Below are 19,168 nucleotides of genomic sequence, written 5' to 3'. Positions count from 1 at the left end.
CTCGGGATCGCCGGCGCGGTGCTGGCTGGCTGGCCGTCGCGATGGCCACGCTCGGGCCGGGCTGCGAGCAGAAGGTGCGGAGCTTCGTCGATGGCGACGGCGGCGCTGGCGCCGCTGGCGGCGGAGCAGGTGGTGGGTCGGGCACGGCGGTCGGCGGCGGCGGGGCTGGCAGCAGCGCGACGGGGGGCGGTGCGACCGGCGGCGGTGGCGCGACGGGTGGTGGCGCGACGGGTGGCGGCGAGGCCGGCGGCGCAGCGGCTGGGGGCGGCGAGGCCGGCGGCGGTGACGCAGGCGGGGGCGGGGGGACCCCTGTCGAGTGCTCTCCCGACGAGGCGCGGTGCGCCGGCGATCTCATCGAGGTGTGCGGCAGCGACGGGCGGTGGGGTCGTGCCGGTTGCGCTGGGTGGTGCGGCGCGGGCCGGTGCATCCTGCCGCCGAGCTGCCGCCTGGGCGAGACCGGGGCCGGCGAGACCTGCGGGCCGGATCGGAACCAGCCCTGCTGCGCGAGCCCGCGCGTTCCGGGTGGCCGGTACGACCGGAGCAACGACGCGGCGTATCCGGCGGAGGTGAGCGACCTGCGCCTGGATCGCCACGAGGTCACCGTCGGACGGTTCCGCAAGTTCGTCGAGGCGTATCCCGCGAGCCGACCCGCGGCCGGCGCTGGAGCTCACCCGGCGATCCAGCGGAGCGGCTGGGACGCTGCGTGGGACTCCCGTCTGCCCGCGAGCCAGGCGGCGTTGAGGGATGACCTGAAGTGCAACCCGGGATTGCACTCGTGGACTGACGACGCGGGCGGGAACGAGCTCAAGCCGATCAGCTGCGTGAGCTGGTTCGTCGCGTTCGCCTTCTGCGCCTGGGACGGCGGGCGGCTCCCGACAGAGGCGGAGTGGGACTACGCGTCGGCTGGCGGGAGCGAGCAGCGGGCGTATCCGTGGGGCAACGCGTTTCCGAACTCGACCTACGCCGTGTTCGACATGACGGGCAGCGCCGTCGTCGGATCGAAATCGCCGAGGGGTGATGGCCGGTGGGGGCAGGCCGACCTCGCGGGGAACGTGTGGGAGTGGAGCCTGGACTTCGAGGGGACGTACCCCCAGCCGTGCCGTGATTGCGCGAACGTCGAGCGCGGCTCCGCGCGGGTGATCCGCGGCGGCAGCTGGTGGCAGCCTAGACCGGAGGACCTCTCCGCTCGCTTGCGGACCGGCTGGGACCCGACCGATGTGACGGACGCGCTCGGCGTGCGCTGCGCCAGGAAGCTGTAGCGCACGCCGCCCTTCGTGGGGCCGGCGCACGCCGGGGAACGGGCGAACGGGCGCCGTTCAGGGAGAGATGAGGTAGATGACCGAGAAGGCCACGAGGAGCGTCGTGAACGCGAGCGCGATGAGCTTGGGCATGGTCCAGTCGTCGTTGTCGGTCTTCGAGATCTCTGTGCTCATCGTGTGCCTCCGCCGTGCTCTCCGCGCGCCTCGCGCGCGTCCGTCTCCTGGCAGAAGGCGGACTCGTCGTCAACCCTGAGCCCCCGCCCGCGACGGACCGGGCGTGCTCATGCGGATGCCTCCACCGCTGCGCTGGCCGCGCTCGCGGCCTGTCCGCCCGTGTGGAGCACGGGCCGCCTTGCCACCTCGCGCAGGCGACGCCGATTCCCCGCGTCGTGTGCCGATCCGGGTCCGCTGTCCGCCTCTGTCTCTCTCCAGCGCGCCTCGGCGATCGGGCGAATCGCCGTGTCCGTCGCGGCCTCCTCGCCGCCCCCGCGATCGACCGACGTGCGGGGCGGCTCGCGGCGCGTGGGCGGCGTCGTCTTTGCTCTTCGTGGCGCCCTCGAATCGCACATCCCCGTGATGTGCAGGAGGGAGACATGCAACACCTCACGATGCTCGCGCTGGGCGCCGGCCTCCTCGCGACGGCGCTGGCGCGCGCGGCGTTGCCTGAGCGCCCGGTCCGCTCGCTCACGGCGGCGCTCACGGGGCAAGACGAAGTGCCCGGCCCCGGCGACCCGAAGGGGAGCGGCACGGCCCGCGTCACGCTCGATCTCGACCGCGGCGAGGTCTGCTTCGACCTCGCGGTGGCCGGCATCGCGCCGGCGACCGCGGCGCGCATCCACGAGGGCTCCGCCGGCCGCGCGGGCCGCGGGATCATCACGCTGATGCCGCCGACAGGCGGCAGCTCCAGCGGCTGCGTGAGCGCGGCCCGCGACGATCTGAGCGCGTTGCTCGGTGATCCGGAGAGGTATTACGTCGCCGTGCGCACCGCCGATTTTCCCGACGGCGCGCTGCGAGGCCAGCTCTCGCGCTGAGCGGCCCACGCTCGGACACCCGATCGCCCGGACACCCGACGCGCCGGCGCTCCCCTCGCCCGACGCGCTCCCTCCTCGAGGGCCGCGCCCCGGGGCTCTATCCGCCCCACAGGAGCTTCTTCAGCCGGATCGCCGTGATCTTCCGCTGCTCGTCCGCGGCGATGGGCAGCTCCTGCTCCGGCGTGTGCTGGATCCGCGCGCGCAGCGCCTCCAGCATCTCGTCCGCGCTCTTCCCTGTGGCGCAGACGATGTAGATGAACCCGAACTTCTCGTCATAGACGCGGTTCAAGCGCGCGAGCGCCTCCCGCGTATCCACCGCCGCGGCGCTCATCCCCGCCTGTTCCTGGCTGGAGAAGCGCCTCGCCGTCGCGCTCGCCTCCGCGGCCTCCGCCTGCGGCCTGGTCTCTCCGATGCGGGGGTGCGCGCGGAACGCCTCGAGCCAGTCCTCCGGCGCGAGCCGCGCAAAGGCCTGCGCCGTCGCCGCGGAGAGGTGCTCCTCGTCGCGGAACGGCCGCGCCGCCGCCATCTGCGACGCCCACGCCGACGAGCCGCACGCCACGCGGAGCTCCGCCTCGGCCTCCGGCTCCGTGAGCGCGTTGAGCCAGCGGAGCCGCTGCTCGGCCGCCCCGCTCCGGGTCGCCTCGCCGAAGATCCGGAGCCGGCTCACGCCGCCGTCAGGATAGATGTTCAGGCGCACGTGCGTGAACGGCCCCGTCGCGCGGAGCTCTTCCTCGAAGAGATGACGCGTGTGCGCCTGGAGCTTCGTCCGCGGCACGATCTCCCGCCACTCGCCCGCGCCGGCGAGCTCCGACGCGGAGCGCCCCGCCGCGTCGATCCCCTCGATCATGCAGCTGTCGGGGTAATTGCCCTTGAAGTGGTTCGTGTCGACCTCGATCCGCGCGATCTCGCCCTCAGCCGCGAGCGCCACGAGCGCCCAGTCGTACCCGGGCCCCCTCCGGCGCCGCGTCTCCCAGCCGTCTCCCATGTTCGCCGCCCTGCCGGGCATGATGAGGTTGTGGCGCACCCCGAAGAACATGTCGCTGCACGAGAGCACGCGCCCGCCGTTCTCCGCGGCCGCGAGGTCGATCTCCGCGCCCGGGCGGCCCTGCCGGCGGACGTCGGGGAGGGCGTCGCCGTGCACCCGGAGCCGCGCCACGCCGCCATCCGGGTAGATGTTCAGGCGGAGGTGCGTGAACCGCGAAGAGCTGCTCAGCTCGAACGCGTTCTGCGCGTCGCCGGCCAGCGGCGAGCGCGGCAGGATCTCGACCCAGTGCGTCCGTGGGTCGAGCAAGTCCTCGACCCGCGCGTCGGGCCGCGCCGCGCACGCCTCGATGGAGCAGTGCTCGGGGTAATTGCCCCGGAAGAACGCCGTATCGACGATGACCCCGCGGAGGATCCCTGGCAGCCCCAGCCGGACGAGGCACCAGTCGAACCCGGGAGTCCGGCGCCTGCGCGTCTCCCAGCCATCCATCCACTTCCCGCGATCGGTGTACTCGTGCTCAAGGAACACCGCTTTCCCTGCCTTGAGCAGGTTCTCCTTCGGCGCGAAGAACTCGTCGTTCGCCGCGAGCACCGCGCCGCCCAGGCGCTCCGAGGCCAGATCGAGCGCCTCCGCGAACGCCGGCCCCGTCACCCCTCTCGCTTCAGCCATCGCCCTCTCGCCTCCGCGGGGAAGCTCCCGCGCTCATGGACCTTCTCGCCGCGAAGGTAGGTGGCCTCCACGACGCCGTGGAGCTCCTCTCCGGCGTACGGCGTCACCTTGTGCCGGTGCTGGAGGGTCGGCGGCTCGACCCGGAAGCTGGCGTCGGGATCCCAGAGCACCAGATCGGCGTCGAACCCGCGCGCGATCTCCCCCTTGCGGCGCAATCCGGCGAGCCTCGCGGGCCCGCGGCACAGCCAGTCCGCGAGCCGCTCGAGCGGGATGCCCCGGCGGCGGGCGTCGGTCCAGACGATCGACAGGCCGAGCTGCAGGCTCGAGATCCCGCCCCAGGCGGCGTCGAAGTCGCCGGCTTCGAGCCGCTTGAGCTCGGGGGTGCACGGGGAGTGATCGGAGACGACGAAATCGATGAGGCCTCCCGCGAGCGCGGCCCAGAGCTCCTCGCGGTTCTGCCGTTCCCGGATCGGCGGAGCGCACTTGAAGGGCGTCGCGCCGTCCGGGATCTCCTCGGCGGCGAAGTGCAGGTAGTGCGGCGTCGTCTCGGCCGACAGCGCGGCGCCGCCGTCGCGCGCCCGCCGCAGGATGTCGAGCGCCGTGGCCGACGAGAGGTGGACCACGTGCGCCGCCGCGCCCGTCGCCTGGCAGAGCGACGCGAGCAAGGCGATCGCCTGGTCCTCCGCCTCTCGCGGGCGCGAGCGCAGGTAGGCGGCGTACGTGCGCGGATCCAGGCCGGCGATCGCCGCGCGCGCCGCGTCGATGGGGCCGGGGAGCTCGGCGTGCACGAGCAGCGGCGCCCCCGTGCCTGCGAGCACCTCTAGCGCCGCCCTGAGGTCCGCCTCGGCGACGTGGCCGAACTCCGCCACGCCCGAGTCGACCATGAAGCACTTGAAGCCGAGCGCGCCGGCCTCGAGCAGCGGGACCAGCTCTCCCGCGTTGCCCGGGACGGCGCCGCCCCAGAAGCCCACGTCGACGAGGCACCGGCCCTCCGCCGCGCGCGCCTTCTTCTCGAGGTGCGCGACCGTGGTCGTCGGCGGGATGCTGTTGAGGGGCATGTCGACGAGCGACGTGACGCCGCCCGCGGCCGCGGCGCGCGTCGCCGTCTCGAAGCCCTCCCATTCGGTCCGCCCGGGCTCGTTGATGTGCACGTGCGCATCGACCAGCCCGGGCATCACCACCGCGCCCTGAGCGTCCACGACGGGGCAGCCCTCCGGCAGCTCGTCGTAGCCGGCGACGGAGACGATGGTGCCGCCCTGGATGTGCACCGAGGCCGGCCGCACGGCGCCCCCGGTGACCACCCGCAACCCGCGAACGATGAGGTCCGGCGTCATCAGGGACGCGATCGTACCACGGCGCCCGGCGGACCGAGGCGGGCCGCTCGCCGAAGCGCGCGCCTGCCCGCGCGCAGGTCGAGGCGCGCGTGGGCCTGTGCGCGCGTCACGCCATCTTCATGCGATCGATGAGCTCGGCGAGCTCGGCGCGCATGGCGTCCTCGGAGGGAGCGCGGTACCGGCGGAGGTGGCCTGGCAGGACCCACGTGAACCGGTGCTGGAGGAGGCGCTCCATCGAGCGGATCTGCTCCGCCCAGGAATACCAGCAGATGTCGCGCGACGCGTCGAGTCGCCCGAGCTCGCCGGAGAAGAAGAGATGGTCCCCGGTGAAGAGGTACCGGTCCCGGAAGAGGAGCGCGACGCTGCCCCGCGTGTGGCCCGGGACGGGGATCAACGTGAGATCGGGCGCGAGGGCCACGGGGTCGAGCCCCTTGATCTTCACCTCGGCGGGCGCTGTTCCGTCGTCGATGTCGTCCTCGTGGATCACGCGATCGCACCCGAAGTTGTCGCGGAAGATCCGGTGATCGGCGACGTCGTCGCGGTGGGTGAGCACCAGGGTCCGGACGCCGCCGAGCTCGCGGATGCGCTTCATGAGCGGCCTGGCGGCGCGGGGCGAGTCGACGAGCACGTTGCCCTCGGGTCGCAGGATGAGGTAGCTCGCCGCGCCAAACGAGGACGACGAGGTATAGCCGCAATAATAGACATCCTCGTCGATCGGCTCGGGGAAGGAGAAGGTCGCGGCGGCCATCCCCGCCGCCGGTGCGGAGGTGCCGATGGAGGCGGTCGGACACGACACCAGCGCCATGGCCGCGCGGAGGTGCTCGTCCGGCGTCGCGGGCTGGCGAGCGACGATGCTCTGCTCGACGGCGGGCGCGCGCGCGAACACCGAGGGAGCGAGCTGGCGGCATACGTCGCAGTCGATGCACGACCGGTCGACGAAGTAATCGCCGGGGGCGTTCTCTGGCAGGCGGTCCTCGAGGCGAGCCATCTCGTTATCTCAGGATGACACGCGGGCGGCGGGCGTGGGGGCAGATCCGCTGCGGCGACGTCCGTGGCGAACGGCCATCACTCCAGGCTTGGCGCGAGCTCTCGTTGCGTGATGGCTGCATGAGGGCGAGCATGGATATCCAGGGAAGCTGGGTGAGTTGAAACAGGGAGTCTCGGGATACCGGCGCCCTGCTGACCCGCTCTGTGCGCTCGGTCCACCGCGGGCCTGCCGGGCGGCCGGCGGCCCTGGTCCCGGCGCGAGGCCGCCGCCTCGCGATCGGCGCGCCCCGGCGCCGTCTTGCGCGCGGCTTGAGCTCTCGCCGCGCTGCTCCTACGCTGCGCGGCGTGAGCGCCGCCGGCCGAGCTGCGCCGCACCCGAGCGGCGCGCCAGGGAGCACCCCCGTTCCCTGGGAGCCGCTCTTCCACGAGAAGAGCCGGCTCTACTGGCCCATCCGCCCCCTCGCCGAGGCGTTCGCGGGGTGCGCCGGCTGGCCGCTGGTAGAGGACTACAACCGGGCGCTCGGCGAGGGGTTCCCCGTGCGCTTTGCGGAGCAAAAGCCGCGGCCTCGTCGGCGCGGGCGGCGCGGGCCCGTCGACCCCTCGGCGCTCTACGACGCGCGCATCCACGTCGAGGGCTGCGTGCCCACGCGCCCGAGCAACTGGCACGACTTCCTCAACATGCTGGTGTGGGGCGCCTTCCCGCGCGCCAAGGCGGAGCTCCATGCGCGCCAGCACCGGGCGATCGCCGCGCGCCTCCATCCAGGCGCCGAGGCGCTCCCTCCGGCGCGCACGCGCGAGCTGGACGGGCTCGCGCTCCTCGACGAGGGCGGGCTCCTGCTGCTCCACAACAACGCGCGCGAGGCGCCCCTCCTCGGCGATGCCTCCGATCTGGAGCGCTGCGCCGGTGAGGTGCGGGACGCCGTGCAGCGGGGCGAGGCCGCGGCGCTCGTCTTCGGCCACGCGCTGTACGAGAGCCTCCTCCAGCGCGGACCGATGGTCTACGCGATGGTGCAGTCCATCCCGTGCGACGGACCGCTGCCCGCCGCGCCTGCCGCGCTCGTGGCGCTGGCCGACGCGCGCCTCGGCGACGTGCTGCGGTCACCCGACAGCTTCGTGCGCCCGGAGCGCAGCCCGCGCCTCCCCCTGGACGAGCGCGTCCTGTGCAGGTGATGGTAAGTGACGGCCGCGGCCGGGGGACGACGGCGCCCTGAGCGTGCGAGGGGCTCGCGCCGCTCTCAGGGGCGCCGTCGCGCCGCGAGCGCATAGACGAGCGGCAGTCGGCGCTCGAACTTCTTCATGCGGAACTGCCCTGGCGGTCCTTCCACCATGTCCGGAAAGATGTCGTAGGGGGACCAGTCGAGCTCGCGCAGGCGCTCCAGCGTGAGGCCCGCGTCGAGGAGCGCCGACACCACCGTCCCGATCCCGTGGTTGAAGCCGACCTCCTTCAGCGTCACGGGCGCGCTCCTGTCGGCGTATGTGCCTGTCTCCTCGGTGACGATCGGCTCCCCGTGCCCATCGTAGTCATAGGCGATCTGCTCGAATGCATTGTCGAAGATCCACACGAGGGGGTGGAACTCGACGACGTGCAGGACGCCCCCGGGCTTCAGGCACGCCGCGGCCGCGCGCGCCCAGCGCGTCATGTCCGGGAGCCACCCGAGGACGCCGTACGAGGTGAAGACGATATCGAACGTCTCGCCGCCGAGTGCCTCGGGGGCGTCGTAGACGTTGGCCTCGACGAAGCGCGCGTCCACCGAGAGCTCCTTCGCCAGCGCGCGCGCCGCCGTGATGGCCTCGTCGGAGAGGTCCAGCCCGGTGACGCGGGCGCCCTGCCGCGCCCAGGAGAGCGTGTCCTGCCCGAAATGGCACTGCAGGTGGAGGAGCGTCTTTCCGCGCACATCGCCGACCTGCTCGAGCTCGATCGGCTTGAGAGAGCTCGCGCCGGCCCGGAACGAGGCCAGATCGTAGAATTTCGAGGCCAGGTGCACGCGGGTGCGCGCGTTCCAGGCGGCGCGGTTCAGCGCAAACCAGTCGGCTTCGGACATGGGGAACTTGTTATCACAACGTTCGTCGCGCGGTCTGCGTCGGATCGCTGCCGCGCTCGGACGCCGTCCCTGCGCCGCAATGTGCGCCCCTGGGCACATCGCCGCTTCCGTCCGCCGTCACGCCGCCACGACGGCGCTCTCCCCCTCGACAGCCGCCTTCGGGTCATACCCCAGGTTCGGCGACAGCCACCGTTCCACCTCCTCGACCGTCATCCCCTTGCGCTTCGCGTAGTCCGCGACCTGATCCCTGCCGAGGCGCCCCACCATGAAATACCGCGCCTTCGGGTGCGCCAGGTAGATGCCGCTGACGCTCGCCGCCGGCGTCATCGCGCAGCTCTCCGTCAGCTCGATGCCGACCGACGGCGCGTCGAGCAGCGCGAACAGCTTGCGCTTCTCGGTGTGATCCGGGCACGCCGGGTACCCGAACGCCGGCCGGATCCCCCGGTACTTCTCCTCGATGAGCTCCTCGCTCGTCAGCGCCTCTCCCGCGCCGTACCCCCAGTCCTTGCGCGCGCGCTCGTGGAGCAGCTCGGCGAACGCCTCCGCGAGCCGGTCCGCCAGCGCCTTCGCGATGATCGCGCTGTAGTCGTCCTTGTCCTTCTCGTACGCGCGCACGATCTCGTCGAGCCCGAGCCCCGCCGTCACCGCGAACGCGCCGACGTGATCGGCGAGCCCGCGCTCCCGCGGCGCCACGAAGTCGGCCAGCGACAGGTGCGGCCTCACCCCGCCCGCGGCCTTGTCGCCGCCGTCTCCGTCCTCCTCGGCGCCGCCCTGCCCCTTCACCTGCTGCTGGCGCAGCATGTTGAACCGGACGAGCTCCCGCTCCCTCGCCTCGTCCGCGTAGAGCACGATGTCCCGCTGCTCGCCGCTCGCCGGCCAGAAGCCGTAGACGCCCCGCGCCTCGAGCAGGCGACCCTCGATGATCCGCTGCAGCACCTTCTGCGCGTGATCGAACAGCTCGCGCGCCGCCTCGCCGTACTGCGGGTGCTCCAGGATCTGCGGGAACGGCCCCCTGAGCTCCCACGCGGTGAAGAAGAACGTCCAGTCGATGTACCTCGCGACCTCCGAGAGCGGCACCTCCACCACGCGGCGCCCCGTGAACGACGGCCTCGCGATGTCCTCGGGCCGCCACGCGATCTCGAGCCGCCCCCCGTCCGCCGCGGCGAGCGTCACGAGCGGCTTCGCCCGCTTCCTCGCGAAGAGCTCGCGCAGCCGGCGCTGCTCCTCCCGGTTCTGCGCGTCGAAGGCCGGCCGGTTCGCCCGATCGAGCAGGCTCGACACCACGCCCACGGCCCGCGACGCGTCGAGCACGTGCACCACCGTCCCGCTGAACTCCGGCGCGATCTTCACCGCCGTGTGCTGCCGGCTCGTCGTCGCCCCGCCGATGAGCAGCGGCAGCCGGATTCCGCGCCGCTCCATCTCGCGCGCCACGCTGACCATCTCGTCGAGCGACGGCGTGATGAGGCCGCTCAGCCCGATCATGTCGGCCTCCTCGCGGAGCGCCGCCTCCAGGATCCTGTCCTGGTGCACCATCACGCCGAGGTCGATCACCTCGTAGTTGTTGCACCCGAGCACCACGCCCACGATGTTCTTGCCGATGTCGTGCACGTCGCCCTTCACGGTCGCCATCACGACCTTCCCCTGCGACGACGAGCCCCCGGCGGCCTTATCGGCCTCCATGAACGGCAGCAGGTGCGCGACGGCGCGCTTCATCACGCGGGCGCTCTTCACCACCTGCGGCAGGAACATCTTCCCGGCGCCGAACAGCTCGCCGACGACCTTCATCCCGTCCATCAGCGGCCCCTCGATGATGGAGAGCGGCCTCTCGTACTTCCTCCGCGCCTCCTCCACGTCCGCCTCGATGAAGTCGACGAGCCCCCTCACGAGCGCGTGCGAGAGCCGCTCCTCGACCGGGCCGTCGCGCCAGGCGAGGTCGAGCTCCTTCTTCTTGCCCTTGCCCTTCACCTGCTCGGCGAGCTCGACGAGCCGCTCGGTCGCGTCCGGGCGCCGGTTGAAGAGGACGTCCTCCACCCGCTCGAGCAGATCCCTCGGGATGTCCTCGTAGACCGCGAGCTGCCCCGCGTTCACGATGCCCATGTCCATTCCGGCCCGGATCGCGTGGAACAGGAAGGCCGAGTGCATCGCCTCGCGGACGACGTTGTTCCCGCGGAACGAGAACGACAGGTTCGACACGCCGCCGCTCACGCGCGCCCCCGGGCAGGTCGCCTTGATGATCCGCGTCGCCTCGATGAAGTTCTTCGCGAAGTCGCTGTGCTCCTCGATGCCGGTCGCGATCGCGAGGATGTTCGGGTCGAAGACGATGTCCTGCGGATCGAAGCCCGCCTCCTCGGTGAGCAGCCTGTACGCGCGCTGGCAGATCGCGACCTTGCGCTCCACCGTCTCGGCCTGGCCGATCTCGTCGAAGGCCATCACCACGACCCCCGCCCCGTAGCGCCGCACGGCGCGCGCCTTCTCGAGGAAGTCCTCGGGCCCCTCCTTGAGGCTTATCGAGTTGACGATCCCCTTGCCCTGGATGCACTTGAGCCCCGCCTCGATGACCGACCACCTCGAGCTGTCGACCATGATCGGGATGCGGGCGATCTCGGGCTCGGTGGCGACGAGGTTCAGGAAGGTCGTCATCGCCTGCTCGGAGTCGAGCATGCCCTCGTCCATGTTCACGTCGAGGAGGTTCGCCCCGCCGCGCACCTGATCGAGCGCCACCTCCAGCGCGGTCGTGAAGTCGCCCTTCTTGATGAGCTCCATGAACCGGGCCGAGCCGGTCACGTTGGTCCGCTCGCCGATCATCAGGAAGTTCGTGTCGGGTCGGATGACGAGCGTCTCCAGGCCGGCGAAGCGCCCGAAGCCGTCGCGGTCCGCGGGCACGGGCCGCGGCCGGAGCTCCGCCGTCGCCCGGGCGATCGCGCGGATGTGATCCGGCGTCGTCCCGCAGCAGCCGCCCACGATGTTCACGAGCCCGCTCTCCGCGAACTCCGCGAGCAGCCGCGACGTCGTCTCCGGGAGCTCGTCGTACTCGCCGAACGCGTTGGGGAGGCCCGCGTTCGGGTAGCAGCTCACCCGCGCCCGGGCGAGCTTCGCGAGATCCACGAGGTAGGGCCGCATGTCGCTCGCGCCGAGGGCGCAGTTGAGGCCGACGCTGAGCGGGCTCGCGTGCTCCACGCTCGTCCAGAAGGCGTCGATCGTCTGGCCGGAGAGCGTCCTGCCGCTCCTGTCGGTGATCGTCACGCTGAGCAGGATCGGCAGGCGCCGCCCCTTCTCCGCGAAGACCTCCTCCATCGCGACGAGGCACGCCTTCATGTTCAGCGTGTCGAGGAACGTCTCCGCGAGGATCACGTCGACCCCCCCGTCGACGAGCCCGCGCACCTGCTCCGCGAACGCCCGCCGCAGCTCGTCGAAGCCGACGGCGCGGAACGACGGGTCGTTCACGCTCGGCGAGATCGACAGCGTCTTCGGCGTCGGCCCCATCGCGCCCGCGACGAAGCGCGGCTTGCCGGGCGTGCGCGCCGTCCACGCGTCGGCCGCCTTCCGGGCGATCTGGGCCGCGGTCAGGTTGATCTCGTAGGCGAGCGACTCGAGCCGGTAGTCGGCCTGGGCGATCGAGGTGCCCGTGAAGGTGTTCGTCTCGATGATGTCGGCGCCGGCGTCGAGGTACGCGCCGTGGATCTCGGCGATGACGTCCGGCCGCGTCAGCACGAGGAGATCGCTGTTGCCCTTGAGATCGATCGCGTGGTCGCGGAAGCGCTCGCCGCGGTAGTCGGCCTCGTCCAGGCGGTAGCGCTGGATCATCGTACCCATCGCGCCGTCGAGGCACAGGATCCGGTGTTCGAGGATCTCCTCGAGGCGCGCGGGGCGTTCGCTTCCGTTCATGGCTCTGCTCATCTCCTGGGCTTCTTTCCCGTGGGCGCTGCGGCCGCAGGGCAGCCGTTCTGCCGCGAGGGCTGGGCGGCCCGGGGCCCGTCGTCGCCCGGCTTGCGGTCCAGGGGACGGTCGAGGCCCGTCCCACGCGGCGGACATGGACCGAAATATTTAATCTCTCAATCCGGATTAACGGATTGAAGACTGCCGGGCCTGCCTGCCGGTGTCAAGCGTCGGCTGCGAGCGGGCGATGGCGGCGGTCCCTGCCGCGGGCTCATCTGTGCACGCTGCTGTGCACGCTGCGCGATGCTGCTGGATGGCCGACCGGGTGGTCGCGTCTGGGCGCACTGGCAGCAGGGCGCGCGCCGGGCGAGCGGCGAGCTGGTGGTCATCCATGGACGAACGGGCGGCCAGGGCGCCGCCTGACGCCGCTCCGGCTGAGGCACTGGCGGACATCGCTGAAGGTGCGTATCTTTGGCGAGCCCTGAGCACCCCACCCCAGGGCACGGCCGGCCGGGCTCACCGCACGGTTCGCCTTGCTGCGGGGCGAACGCCCCCCGAGACAGGACCTGCCGTCCCCCGCCGACAAAGCACGCAGAGGAGATTCCAGGATGATCACGATCACAGAGAAGGCAGCCGAGAAGGTGATGGAGATCGCGACAGCGGAGGAGCTGATGGGGCAGGGATTGCGCCTGCGCGTCGTGGGCGGTGGGTGCGCCGGCTTCTCGTACGACCTGTACTTCGAGGACAAGCCGACGGAGTTCGACGAGGAGTTCGAGGACAGGGGAATCAAGCTCTACATCGACCCGCTGAGCTTCCAGTACCTGGACGGCACGGAGATTGACTACGTGGAAGGCCTCCACGGCTCGGGCTTCAAGTTCAGCAACCCGTCGGTGAAGAGCACCTGCGGCTGCGGCTCCTCGTTCTCCGTCTGATTCCGTTCGTTTCCGTCAGATTCCCCTCTGATCGGGCGCCCGCTCTCTTCGCGGGCGTCGCTTCCGTCCTGGCTCGCGCCGCTCGTCTCTCGAGCGGCCTACGCGAGATGCACACGGGCCGCGTGAGCGCGTCTGCCCGGAGCATCGCGGCCTTCCTGGCTCTCTAGCGCCTTCGGTTTGGCTCGTCCCTCGCTCGGGCGCGCCTGAGGCGCGTGCGCCAGCGCTTCGCAGCCATGGTGTACAAGCTGCCCGCCCGGGGCGGCATGCCAGCTGCATCGCAGCCTGGGTGGGCTGCTCTCTTCGGAATCTCGAACCAACCACGTCGGCGGCAAGTGCCGGCGAAGCGATCAACGCGATCGAGGTCCGGCCCCGGCCGACCTCGACAGCAGGAGACGGGGTCCGGCGTCGGCCGGCCTCACCAACCGAACCGGGGTCTTCGGACCTCGAAGGAAACCCTGTGCAAACGTCCCGAGATCAGGCCAGCGCGGTTTCGCGCTACATCACGCATGTTCGGCAGATCCCGGAGCTGTCGCGCGAGGAAGAAGTCGAGCTCGCTCGACGGTGGCGGGACCACGGCGACGAGCAGGCCGCAGCCGCGCTCGCGCTCGCAAACCTGAGGCATGTTGTCTCGATAGCGATCAGCTACCGGCGTTACGGGATCCCGCTCGCCGACCTCATCGCCGAGGGGAACTTCGGGATCGTCCACGCGATCCGCAAGTACGACCCGGACCGCGGAAACCGCTTCGTGACCTACGCGGCCTACTGGATCCGGGCGTACATTCTGAACCACGTCATCCACTCCTGGAGCCTGGTCGGCGTGGGCTCGGGCCCGCTCCGCTCGAAGATGTTCTTCCGGTTGCGGCGGGAACGGGCGCGCATCGCGGGCCTCGTGGGCGAGGGGGAGGAGGGGGATCGGCTGCTGGCCGAGAAGTTCGGCGCGCCCGCGGAGAAGGTGCTGGAGATGGCTCACCGGCTGGAGGCCCGGGACGTCTCGCTCGACACGAAGGTGTTCGAGGACGGCGCCCGCTCGCTGGTCGACACGCTGCCCGCGGACGATCAGGACCAGGAGGAGCGCTTCTCGCGCGCGGAGGAGGGGGCCCTGCTCCGGGAGCGGCTGACGCAGGCGGTGGAGAACCTGGACCCGCGCGAGCGGTACATCGTCGAGACCCGGATGATGGCGGATCCCGAGGAGGAGCTGTCGCTCGCCGAGATCGGGCGTCGCCTGGGCGTGTCGCGCGAGCGGGCTCGGCAGCTCGAGGCGCGCGCCAAGAAGAAGCTGCGCGACCGGCTCCAGCCGCTGGCGGCGTAGCGACTTGCCACAGGTGAGCGGCGGGCGAGCACAAAAGCACGAAGCCCCGCCGGGGCGGAGCTTCGTGGTCGCAGGAGACGTAAGCCGAGTTCTGTTGCGCGGGGAGTCGCCCCCCTCGCGCCGGCGATCATTCCTCTAGGACGCGCGTCGCCGCGCGCCTCAAGCAGCCAACCCGGAGGCCTGGGGCGGGCAACCCTTGCCGCGGCGGCTGTCGCCGTCGCGGACGCCTCCCTACGCGGCCTTGCTCCAGGTGGGGTTTGCCGTGCCACCCTTGTTGCCAAGGGCGCGGTGGGCTCTTACCCCGCCGTTTCACCCTTGCCGCGCGGCGAGCCAGCGGAGGCTCGGAGCCCAGCCCATCCGGGCAGGAGGCTCGTTGCCCTCGCCAAGCGCGCGGCGCGGCGGTCTGTTCTCTGTTGCACTTTCCTCGAGATCGCTCTCACCGGGCGTTACCCGGCACCCTGCCCTGCGGAGCTCGGACTTTCCTCCCGCGGCCGGGTTTCCCCGTCCGCCGGCGATCGCCTGTCCCGCTGCGACGCGGCGAACATAGTCAAGAGCCGGTCGAACGCCAACACCTGAGGTCGGAGAACGGGCGCGACTGCATGCCGTGGAGTGTCTTGTCCTTTCAAAGCCAAGCTCCGGCGGTGGCGCTGTTGCTCCCCTGCTCGTGGTCAGCATTCGGGGACAGGCCCGCTCCTTGGTCAGGCTCAGGTGCGGCGGAGCTTCTGCGCCATCTGAGCGCCCAGCTCGGCCGAGCGGTTGGACGCCGCCTCCACCGCGTCGATCAAGGTGCGGCGGAGGCCGCCTGCCTCGAGCGTGTGGAGCCCCGCGATGGCCGTGCCGCCGGGGCTCGTCACCATGTCCTTCAGGCGGCCGGGGTGCTCGCCGGTCTCGAGCTGGAGCTTGGCGGCGCCGTACACCGTCTGCGCCGCGAGCAGCAGCGCCGCGTCCCGGCCGAGGCCGACCTTCACGCCGCCGTCCGCGAGCGCCTCGATCATCACCATGACGTAGGCGGGCCCGCTGCCCGACAGGCCGGTCACCGCGTCGAGCAGCGACTCGTCGAGCACGACGACGCGGCCGACCGCCTGGAACAGGGTCCGCGCGATCTCGACGTCCTCGCTCGTGGCGTGGCTCCCGGCGGCGATCGCCGTGGCGCCGGCGAGCGCGATCGCCGCGGTGTTCGGCATGCTGCGGATGACGCGCGCTCCCTCGGGCAGGCGCGCCTCGATGGCGTCGATCGGCACGCCGGCCGCCACCGAGATCACGACGTCCGAGCGGCCGAGCCCCGACGAGATGGGGGCGAGGATGCGATCGACGACCTGCGGCTTGACGGCGATGACGAGGACGTCGGCCCACTGGCAGAGCGCCTCGTTGTCCTCGGTGGTCTCGATGCCGTAGCGCCCGTGGAGAAAGGAGAGCCGCTCGCTCTTGAGATCGCTCGCGCGGATCTGCTCCGCGCCCACGGCGCCCCCCTGGACGAGGCCGCGGATGAGCGCCTCGGCCATGTTTCCGCCGCCAAGAAACCCGATCTTGCGCCCTCGTAGCAGACCCTCATCGCTCGCCATCGCTCGCCTCGCTTCCAGGAGCGCGCACCCTAGCAGCCTTGCCGAGCGCGCGGCTCAAATCTCGACGGACACCGCCGCGCGGCTGCGTGCCGCGCGTGCCGCCATGGACGTGCAGACAGGCGCGGGGCCCGCTCGCCCGGACCGAGGCGATCACTCTTGTCAGCCGAGCCTGCGGCGTTATTGGTGCGGCGGAATGAACGCAGTCGGTCCCATGTTCGTCGATGGCAGGACGGGACCCTTCGACTGCCCGACGGAGATTTCATGATTCAAGCGGTTTCCTATCGCCCTCGCGCTTCGGCCCTCGCGCTGCTCACGGCGGCGGCGCTGGCCATCGGCGGTTGCGGTCAACAGGCCCACGCCACGCCTCCTTCCACCCAGGCCGCCGCCTCGCCGCAGGCCGCGGCGCCGCCGGTCGCGACCGTGACGCTGCCGCCGGCGACGGCGCCGGTGCCGGCCACCTTCGATGTCGCCGCCCTGTCAGATCGGGTCAAGCCGATGGTCGTCAACATCACGACGACGCATGAGGTCCAGGGGCCCGAAGGGCTCGACCCCTTCCAGTTCTTCTTCGGTCCGCAAGGCGGCGGACGGCTCAACCCGCGGGGCCAGCAGCCGACGCAGACGGCGCTCGGGACCGGCTTCATCATCGACCCGAGCGGCTACGTCGTGACGAACGAGCACGTCATCCACGACGCGTCCGGCGTCCGCGTGCGGCTCGCCGACGAGCGGGAGTTCGAGGCCGAGGTCGTCGGCCGCGATCCCAAGCTCGATCTCGCGCTCCTCCGCCTGAAGGGCGCGAGCGGCCTGCCTGTGGCGCCGCTCGGGGCGAGCGAGCAGCTGCGGGTCGGCGAGCACGTGCTCGCGGTCGGCAACCCCTTCGGGCTCGGCCACACGGTCACGCTCGGCATCGTCAGCGCGAAGGCGCGCGCGATCGGCGCGGGGCCGTACGACGACTTCATCCAGACCGACGCGTCGATCAACCCGGGCAACAGCGGCGGCCCGCTGTTCAACTGGCGGGGCGAGGTCGTGGGCATCAACACCGCGATCCGGGCGGGCGCGAACGGGATCGGCTTCGCAATCCCGATCGACGCGCTGAAGGACGTGCTCCCGCAGCTCCGCGAGAAGGGCTTCGTCGAGCGCGGCAAGCTCGGCCTCCTGTTCCAGCCCGTCACGCGCGATCTCGCCGCGGCGCTCCAGCTCGACGGGCCTCGGGGCGCGCTCGTCGCCGAGGTCGAGCCGGGCGGCGCAGCCGCGCGCGCCGGCATCAAGCCAGGCGACGTGATCGTGAACGTGAACGGCGTCCCCATCCACCACGCCGAGGAGCTGCGGCGCAACGTGGCGCGCAACGCGCCCGGCTCGGAGATCGCGGTGACGCTGGTGCGCGCCCAGAAGCAGCAACAGGTCGTGGCCAAGCTGGACGCGCTCCAGGACGAGGAGGGCGACGCGGCGGGCCGCGCGCGGCCGAGCCAGGGCGCGCGGCCCGAGCGCCAGCTGAGCGCCGAGAAGCTCGGCATCCAGGTCTCCGAGGCCCCGGGCGGCGGCGTGCGGGTCGACGGGCTCGCCTCGGGCAGCAAGGTCCAGGAGATCGAGGTGGGCGACGTGATCCTCGAGGTGAACGGCGCCCCGGTGAAGGACGTCGCCGGCCTCCGGGCGGCCATCGCCAAGCTCAAGGACGGGTCCGTCGCCCTCCTCAAGGTGCGGCGCGGGAAGCTCGTCCAGTTCGCGGCCGTGCCGATCTCCGCGCGCTGATCCTGCGCCGGGCGTGGCTTTCGCGGCTGGCGCGAGCCGCCCTGCGCCAGCCGCGCCGACCGCGCCCCCCCATTCCCGCGTCACCCCACGCCTTGCTGCCGATCGGTGGTGTCCTCTCCACCCAGCGGCGCCTTCGCGGCGCGCGCCGCCTCCGCGAGCGCGCGCTTCTCCGCCTCCGTCTGCTTCACGCGCTCCTCGAGCACGTCGGTGCCGAGGTAGCGGAAGACGTAGACCCCCCCGACGAACATGCAGAGGAACAGGGTGAGCACCCGCCAGAGGACGACGTAGGGCACCACGAACGCGCCGTGGACCCAGGGCGACATGAGCGCGTTCGAGCCGAGCTCGGCGACGCCGCTCGCGCCGGGCGTGGGGGTCATGTAGAGCGCGAAGTTGAGCAGCGTCTGGATCAGGACGACCTGCACGATCGGCGGGCCTACCGAGACGAACGTCGAGGGCGAGGTCGGAATGCCGAGCCCGAGCAGGATGAAGTAGGCGACGGCGAACCGCGAGCAGAAGAAGCCGAACGTGAGCAGCAGCGCGGCGGCGTAGGCGCGCTTGCCGCGGCGCATGTAGATGCGGAAGCCGTGGTGGAACTCGTCCACGCCCAGCAGCAGGCGCGCGGTCGTGGCGCCGGGGGCGGCGAGCGCGGCCTCGGCGCGGGCCCGCAGCCGGGGCACGCGCCGGGCGCCCAGCAGGGCGGCGCGCAGGAGCTTCCCGAGCGGCACCGACAGCGCGCGGACGATCCCCTTGAGGAGCGGCGGGTACGCCGCCGCGGCGATGAGCGCGACGAGGGCCGAGCCGAACATCACGACGGTGAAGAGGAGCAGCCACTCGATCTGCGAGCCCGCCTGCACGACCAGCATCCCGCCCTGCTGCAGCACGAAGATGACCACGGCAGACAGGAGGAAGAAGGTGATCGTGCACGAGGCGGTGAGCAGCTCCGCCGTGGCCACGTCGACGAGCCGCATGCCGCCGTGCACGAGCACGGCGGCCTGCGACGGCGCCGCGCCGGCCTGTCCGGGGGTCACCCCGGCGCAGAACATCAGCACGAACTCCGAGGTCACCGCGGTACGGACGCGGAGCTCGGGCCAGAGGACGCGCCCGAGGGTCCAGATCCTGAGGCCTCCGAACACGCCCTCTTGCAGCGCCAGCACGGCGCCGACGAGCAGCCAGCCCGGGCGCACGTGCGCGAACGCGGCGGCGAGGCTCGCCTGCTTGTCGTGGATCTCGCTGTAGAGGACGTAAGCGAACGACGCGAGCGTGAGCGTGACGATGACCTGGATGCCTCGGATCAGGGTGGCGCGGTTCATACAGGGGCACGCAGCCGGGGTGATCGCATGCGCACGCCCCTATACCCTGTCGCCGGCGCTCGCGACCGTCATGCCTGCGCTCCTCCGGATCGACACCCCTCCCGTGGCGGCCCCGACCACACGGCGCAC

The 19,168-nt window shown here is 71.7% G+C and carries 13 protein-coding genes and 1 other RNA gene; 6 read left to right on the top strand and 8 right to left on the bottom strand.

Annotation, left to right across the window (positions count from 1 at the left end; genetic code table 11):
- The first annotated feature begins 41 nt into the window (after positions 1–41).
- A complete protein-coding gene (locus tag WME73_RS32705) occupies positions 42–1,259 on the top strand; it encodes a formylglycine-generating enzyme family protein (RefSeq protein WP_437912073.1) in 1,218 nt (405 codons plus the stop codon).
- A 593-nt stretch (positions 1,260–1,852) separates the two neighbouring features.
- On the top strand, positions 1,853–2,290 hold the full coding sequence (locus WME73_RS32700) for a CHRD domain-containing protein (RefSeq protein WP_437740271.1): 438 nt from the start codon (positions 1,853–1,855) through the stop codon (positions 2,288–2,290).
- 97 nt (positions 2,291–2,387) lie between these two features.
- Here WME73_RS32700 and WME73_RS32695 read toward each other — a convergent pair whose 3' ends face one another.
- The 3 genes from WME73_RS32695 to WME73_RS32685 all read right to left on the bottom strand — a co-directional run bounded on the left by WME73_RS32695 (position 2,388) and on the right by WME73_RS32685 (position 6,263).
- Positions 2,388–3,941 carry an allantoicase gene (locus WME73_RS32695; RefSeq protein ID WP_437912072.1) on the bottom strand — a complete coding sequence of 518 codons (1,554 nt, stop codon included), beginning with the start codon at positions 3,939–3,941 and terminating at the stop codon, positions 2,388–2,390.
- Positions 3,920–5,275: an allantoinase AllB gene (allB, locus tag WME73_RS32690; protein ID WP_437851185.1), complete on the bottom strand. Its 1,356-nt coding sequence runs from the start codon at positions 5,273–5,275 to the stop codon at positions 3,920–3,922. The genes WME73_RS32695 and allB overlap by 22 nt, the downstream gene beginning before the upstream one ends.
- Positions 5,276–5,381: 106 nt before the next feature.
- Positions 5,382–6,263, bottom strand: coding sequence for an MBL fold metallo-hydrolase (locus tag WME73_RS32685; protein ID WP_437912071.1), 882 nt, complete (start codon positions 6,261–6,263; stop codon positions 5,382–5,384).
- A 344-nt stretch (positions 6,264–6,607) separates the two neighbouring features.
- Between WME73_RS32685 and WME73_RS32680 the strand changes: the two genes are divergently transcribed.
- Positions 6,608–7,432 (top strand): DUF3025 domain-containing protein, encoded by an 825-nt coding sequence (locus tag WME73_RS32680; RefSeq protein WP_437912070.1) that lies wholly within the window; start codon positions 6,608–6,610, stop codon positions 7,430–7,432.
- A gap of 65 nt (positions 7,433–7,497) precedes the next feature.
- Here WME73_RS32680 and WME73_RS32675 read toward each other — a convergent pair whose 3' ends face one another.
- Positions 7,498–8,304, bottom strand: a complete 807-nt coding sequence (locus tag WME73_RS32675; protein ID WP_437740266.1) for a class I SAM-dependent methyltransferase — start codon at positions 8,302–8,304, stop codon at positions 7,498–7,500.
- Between the two features lie 117 nt (positions 8,305–8,421).
- The gene (gene metH, locus WME73_RS32670) at positions 8,422–12,189 is read right to left on the bottom strand and encodes a methionine synthase (RefSeq protein WP_437740265.1); all 3,768 of its coding nucleotides are present in this window, start codon (positions 12,187–12,189) and stop codon (positions 8,422–8,424) included.
- A gap of 599 nt (positions 12,190–12,788) precedes the next feature.
- On the opposite strand from metH, the gene erpA reads away from it, so the two are divergent.
- The gene (gene erpA, locus WME73_RS32665) at positions 12,789–13,112 is read left to right on the top strand and encodes an iron-sulfur cluster insertion protein ErpA (protein WP_437740264.1); all 324 of its coding nucleotides are present in this window, start codon (positions 12,789–12,791) and stop codon (positions 13,110–13,112) included.
- 457 nt (positions 13,113–13,569) lie between these two features.
- Positions 13,570–14,421 (top strand): sigma-70 family RNA polymerase sigma factor, encoded by an 852-nt coding sequence (locus tag WME73_RS32660; protein ID WP_012238497.1) that lies wholly within the window; start codon positions 13,570–13,572, stop codon positions 14,419–14,421.
- A 66-nt stretch (positions 14,422–14,487) separates the two neighbouring features.
- On the opposite strand, the gene rnpB is transcribed toward WME73_RS32660, so the two are convergent.
- Together rnpB and proC are read right to left on the bottom strand one after the other, a co-directional pair.
- Positions 14,488–14,952: RNase P RNA component class A (rnpB, locus tag WME73_RS32655), an RNA gene on the bottom strand.
- 173 nt (positions 14,953–15,125) lie between these two features.
- Positions 15,126–15,983, bottom strand: a complete 858-nt coding sequence (gene proC, locus WME73_RS32650; protein ID WP_437740263.1) for a pyrroline-5-carboxylate reductase — start codon at positions 15,981–15,983, stop codon at positions 15,126–15,128.
- Positions 15,984–16,244: 261 nt separating this feature from the next.
- On the opposite strand from proC, the gene WME73_RS32645 reads away from it, so the two are divergent.
- Positions 16,245–17,729 carry a Do family serine endopeptidase gene (locus tag WME73_RS32645; protein ID WP_437740262.1) on the top strand — a complete coding sequence of 495 codons (1,485 nt, stop codon included), beginning with the start codon at positions 16,245–16,247 and terminating at the stop codon, positions 17,727–17,729.
- 80 nt (positions 17,730–17,809) lie between these two features.
- Here the strand turns inward: WME73_RS32645 and WME73_RS32640 are convergent, their stop codons facing one another.
- Entirely contained in the window at positions 17,810–19,039 is a 1,230-nt protein-coding gene (locus WME73_RS32640; protein ID WP_437740261.1) for a lysylphosphatidylglycerol synthase transmembrane domain-containing protein, read from the bottom strand.
- Positions 19,040–19,168: the final 129 nt, after the last annotated feature.

Origin of the sequence: Sorangium sp. So ce302 (genome assembly GCF_051530145.1) — a bacterium.
GTDB classification, from domain to species: Bacteria; Myxococcota_A; Polyangia; order Polyangiales; family Polyangiaceae; genus Sorangium; species Sorangium cellulosum_B.
This window is presented reverse-complemented; position numbering and strand designations above follow the sequence as displayed.

Excerpts from the sequence above, each read along its gene's own strand:
- WME73_RS32705 (WP_437912073.1), top strand. The coding sequence starts at position 42 with ATGGCCACGCTCGGGCCGGGCTGCGAGCAGAAGGTGCGGAGCTTCGTC.
- WME73_RS32700 (WP_437740271.1), top strand. The coding sequence starts at position 1,853 with ATGCAACACCTCACGATGCTCGCGCTGGGCGCCGGCCTCCTCGCGACG.
- WME73_RS32695 (WP_437912072.1), bottom strand. The coding sequence starts at position 3,941 with ATGGCTGAAGCGAGAGGGGTGACGGGGCCGGCGTTCGCGGAGGCGCTC.
- allB (WP_437851185.1), bottom strand. The coding sequence starts at position 5,275 with ATGACGCCGGACCTCATCGTTCGCGGGTTGCGGGTGGTCACCGGGGGC.
- WME73_RS32685 (WP_437912071.1), bottom strand. The coding sequence starts at position 6,263 with ATGGCTCGCCTCGAGGACCGCCTGCCAGAGAACGCCCCCGGCGATTAC.
- WME73_RS32675 (WP_437740266.1), bottom strand. The coding sequence starts at position 8,304 with ATGTCCGAAGCCGACTGGTTTGCGCTGAACCGCGCCGCCTGGAACGCG.
- metH (WP_437740265.1), bottom strand. The coding sequence starts at position 12,189 with ATGAACGGAAGCGAACGCCCCGCGCGCCTCGAGGAGATCCTCGAACAC.
- erpA (WP_437740264.1), top strand. The coding sequence starts at position 12,789 with ATGATCACGATCACAGAGAAGGCAGCCGAGAAGGTGATGGAGATCGCG.
- proC (WP_437740263.1), bottom strand. The coding sequence starts at position 15,983 with ATGGCGAGCGATGAGGGTCTGCTACGAGGGCGCAAGATCGGGTTTCTT.
- WME73_RS32645 (WP_437740262.1), top strand. The coding sequence starts at position 16,245 with ATGATTCAAGCGGTTTCCTATCGCCCTCGCGCTTCGGCCCTCGCGCTG.
- WME73_RS32640 (WP_437740261.1), bottom strand. The coding sequence starts at position 19,039 with ATGAACCGCGCCACCCTGATCCGAGGCATCCAGGTCATCGTCACGCTC.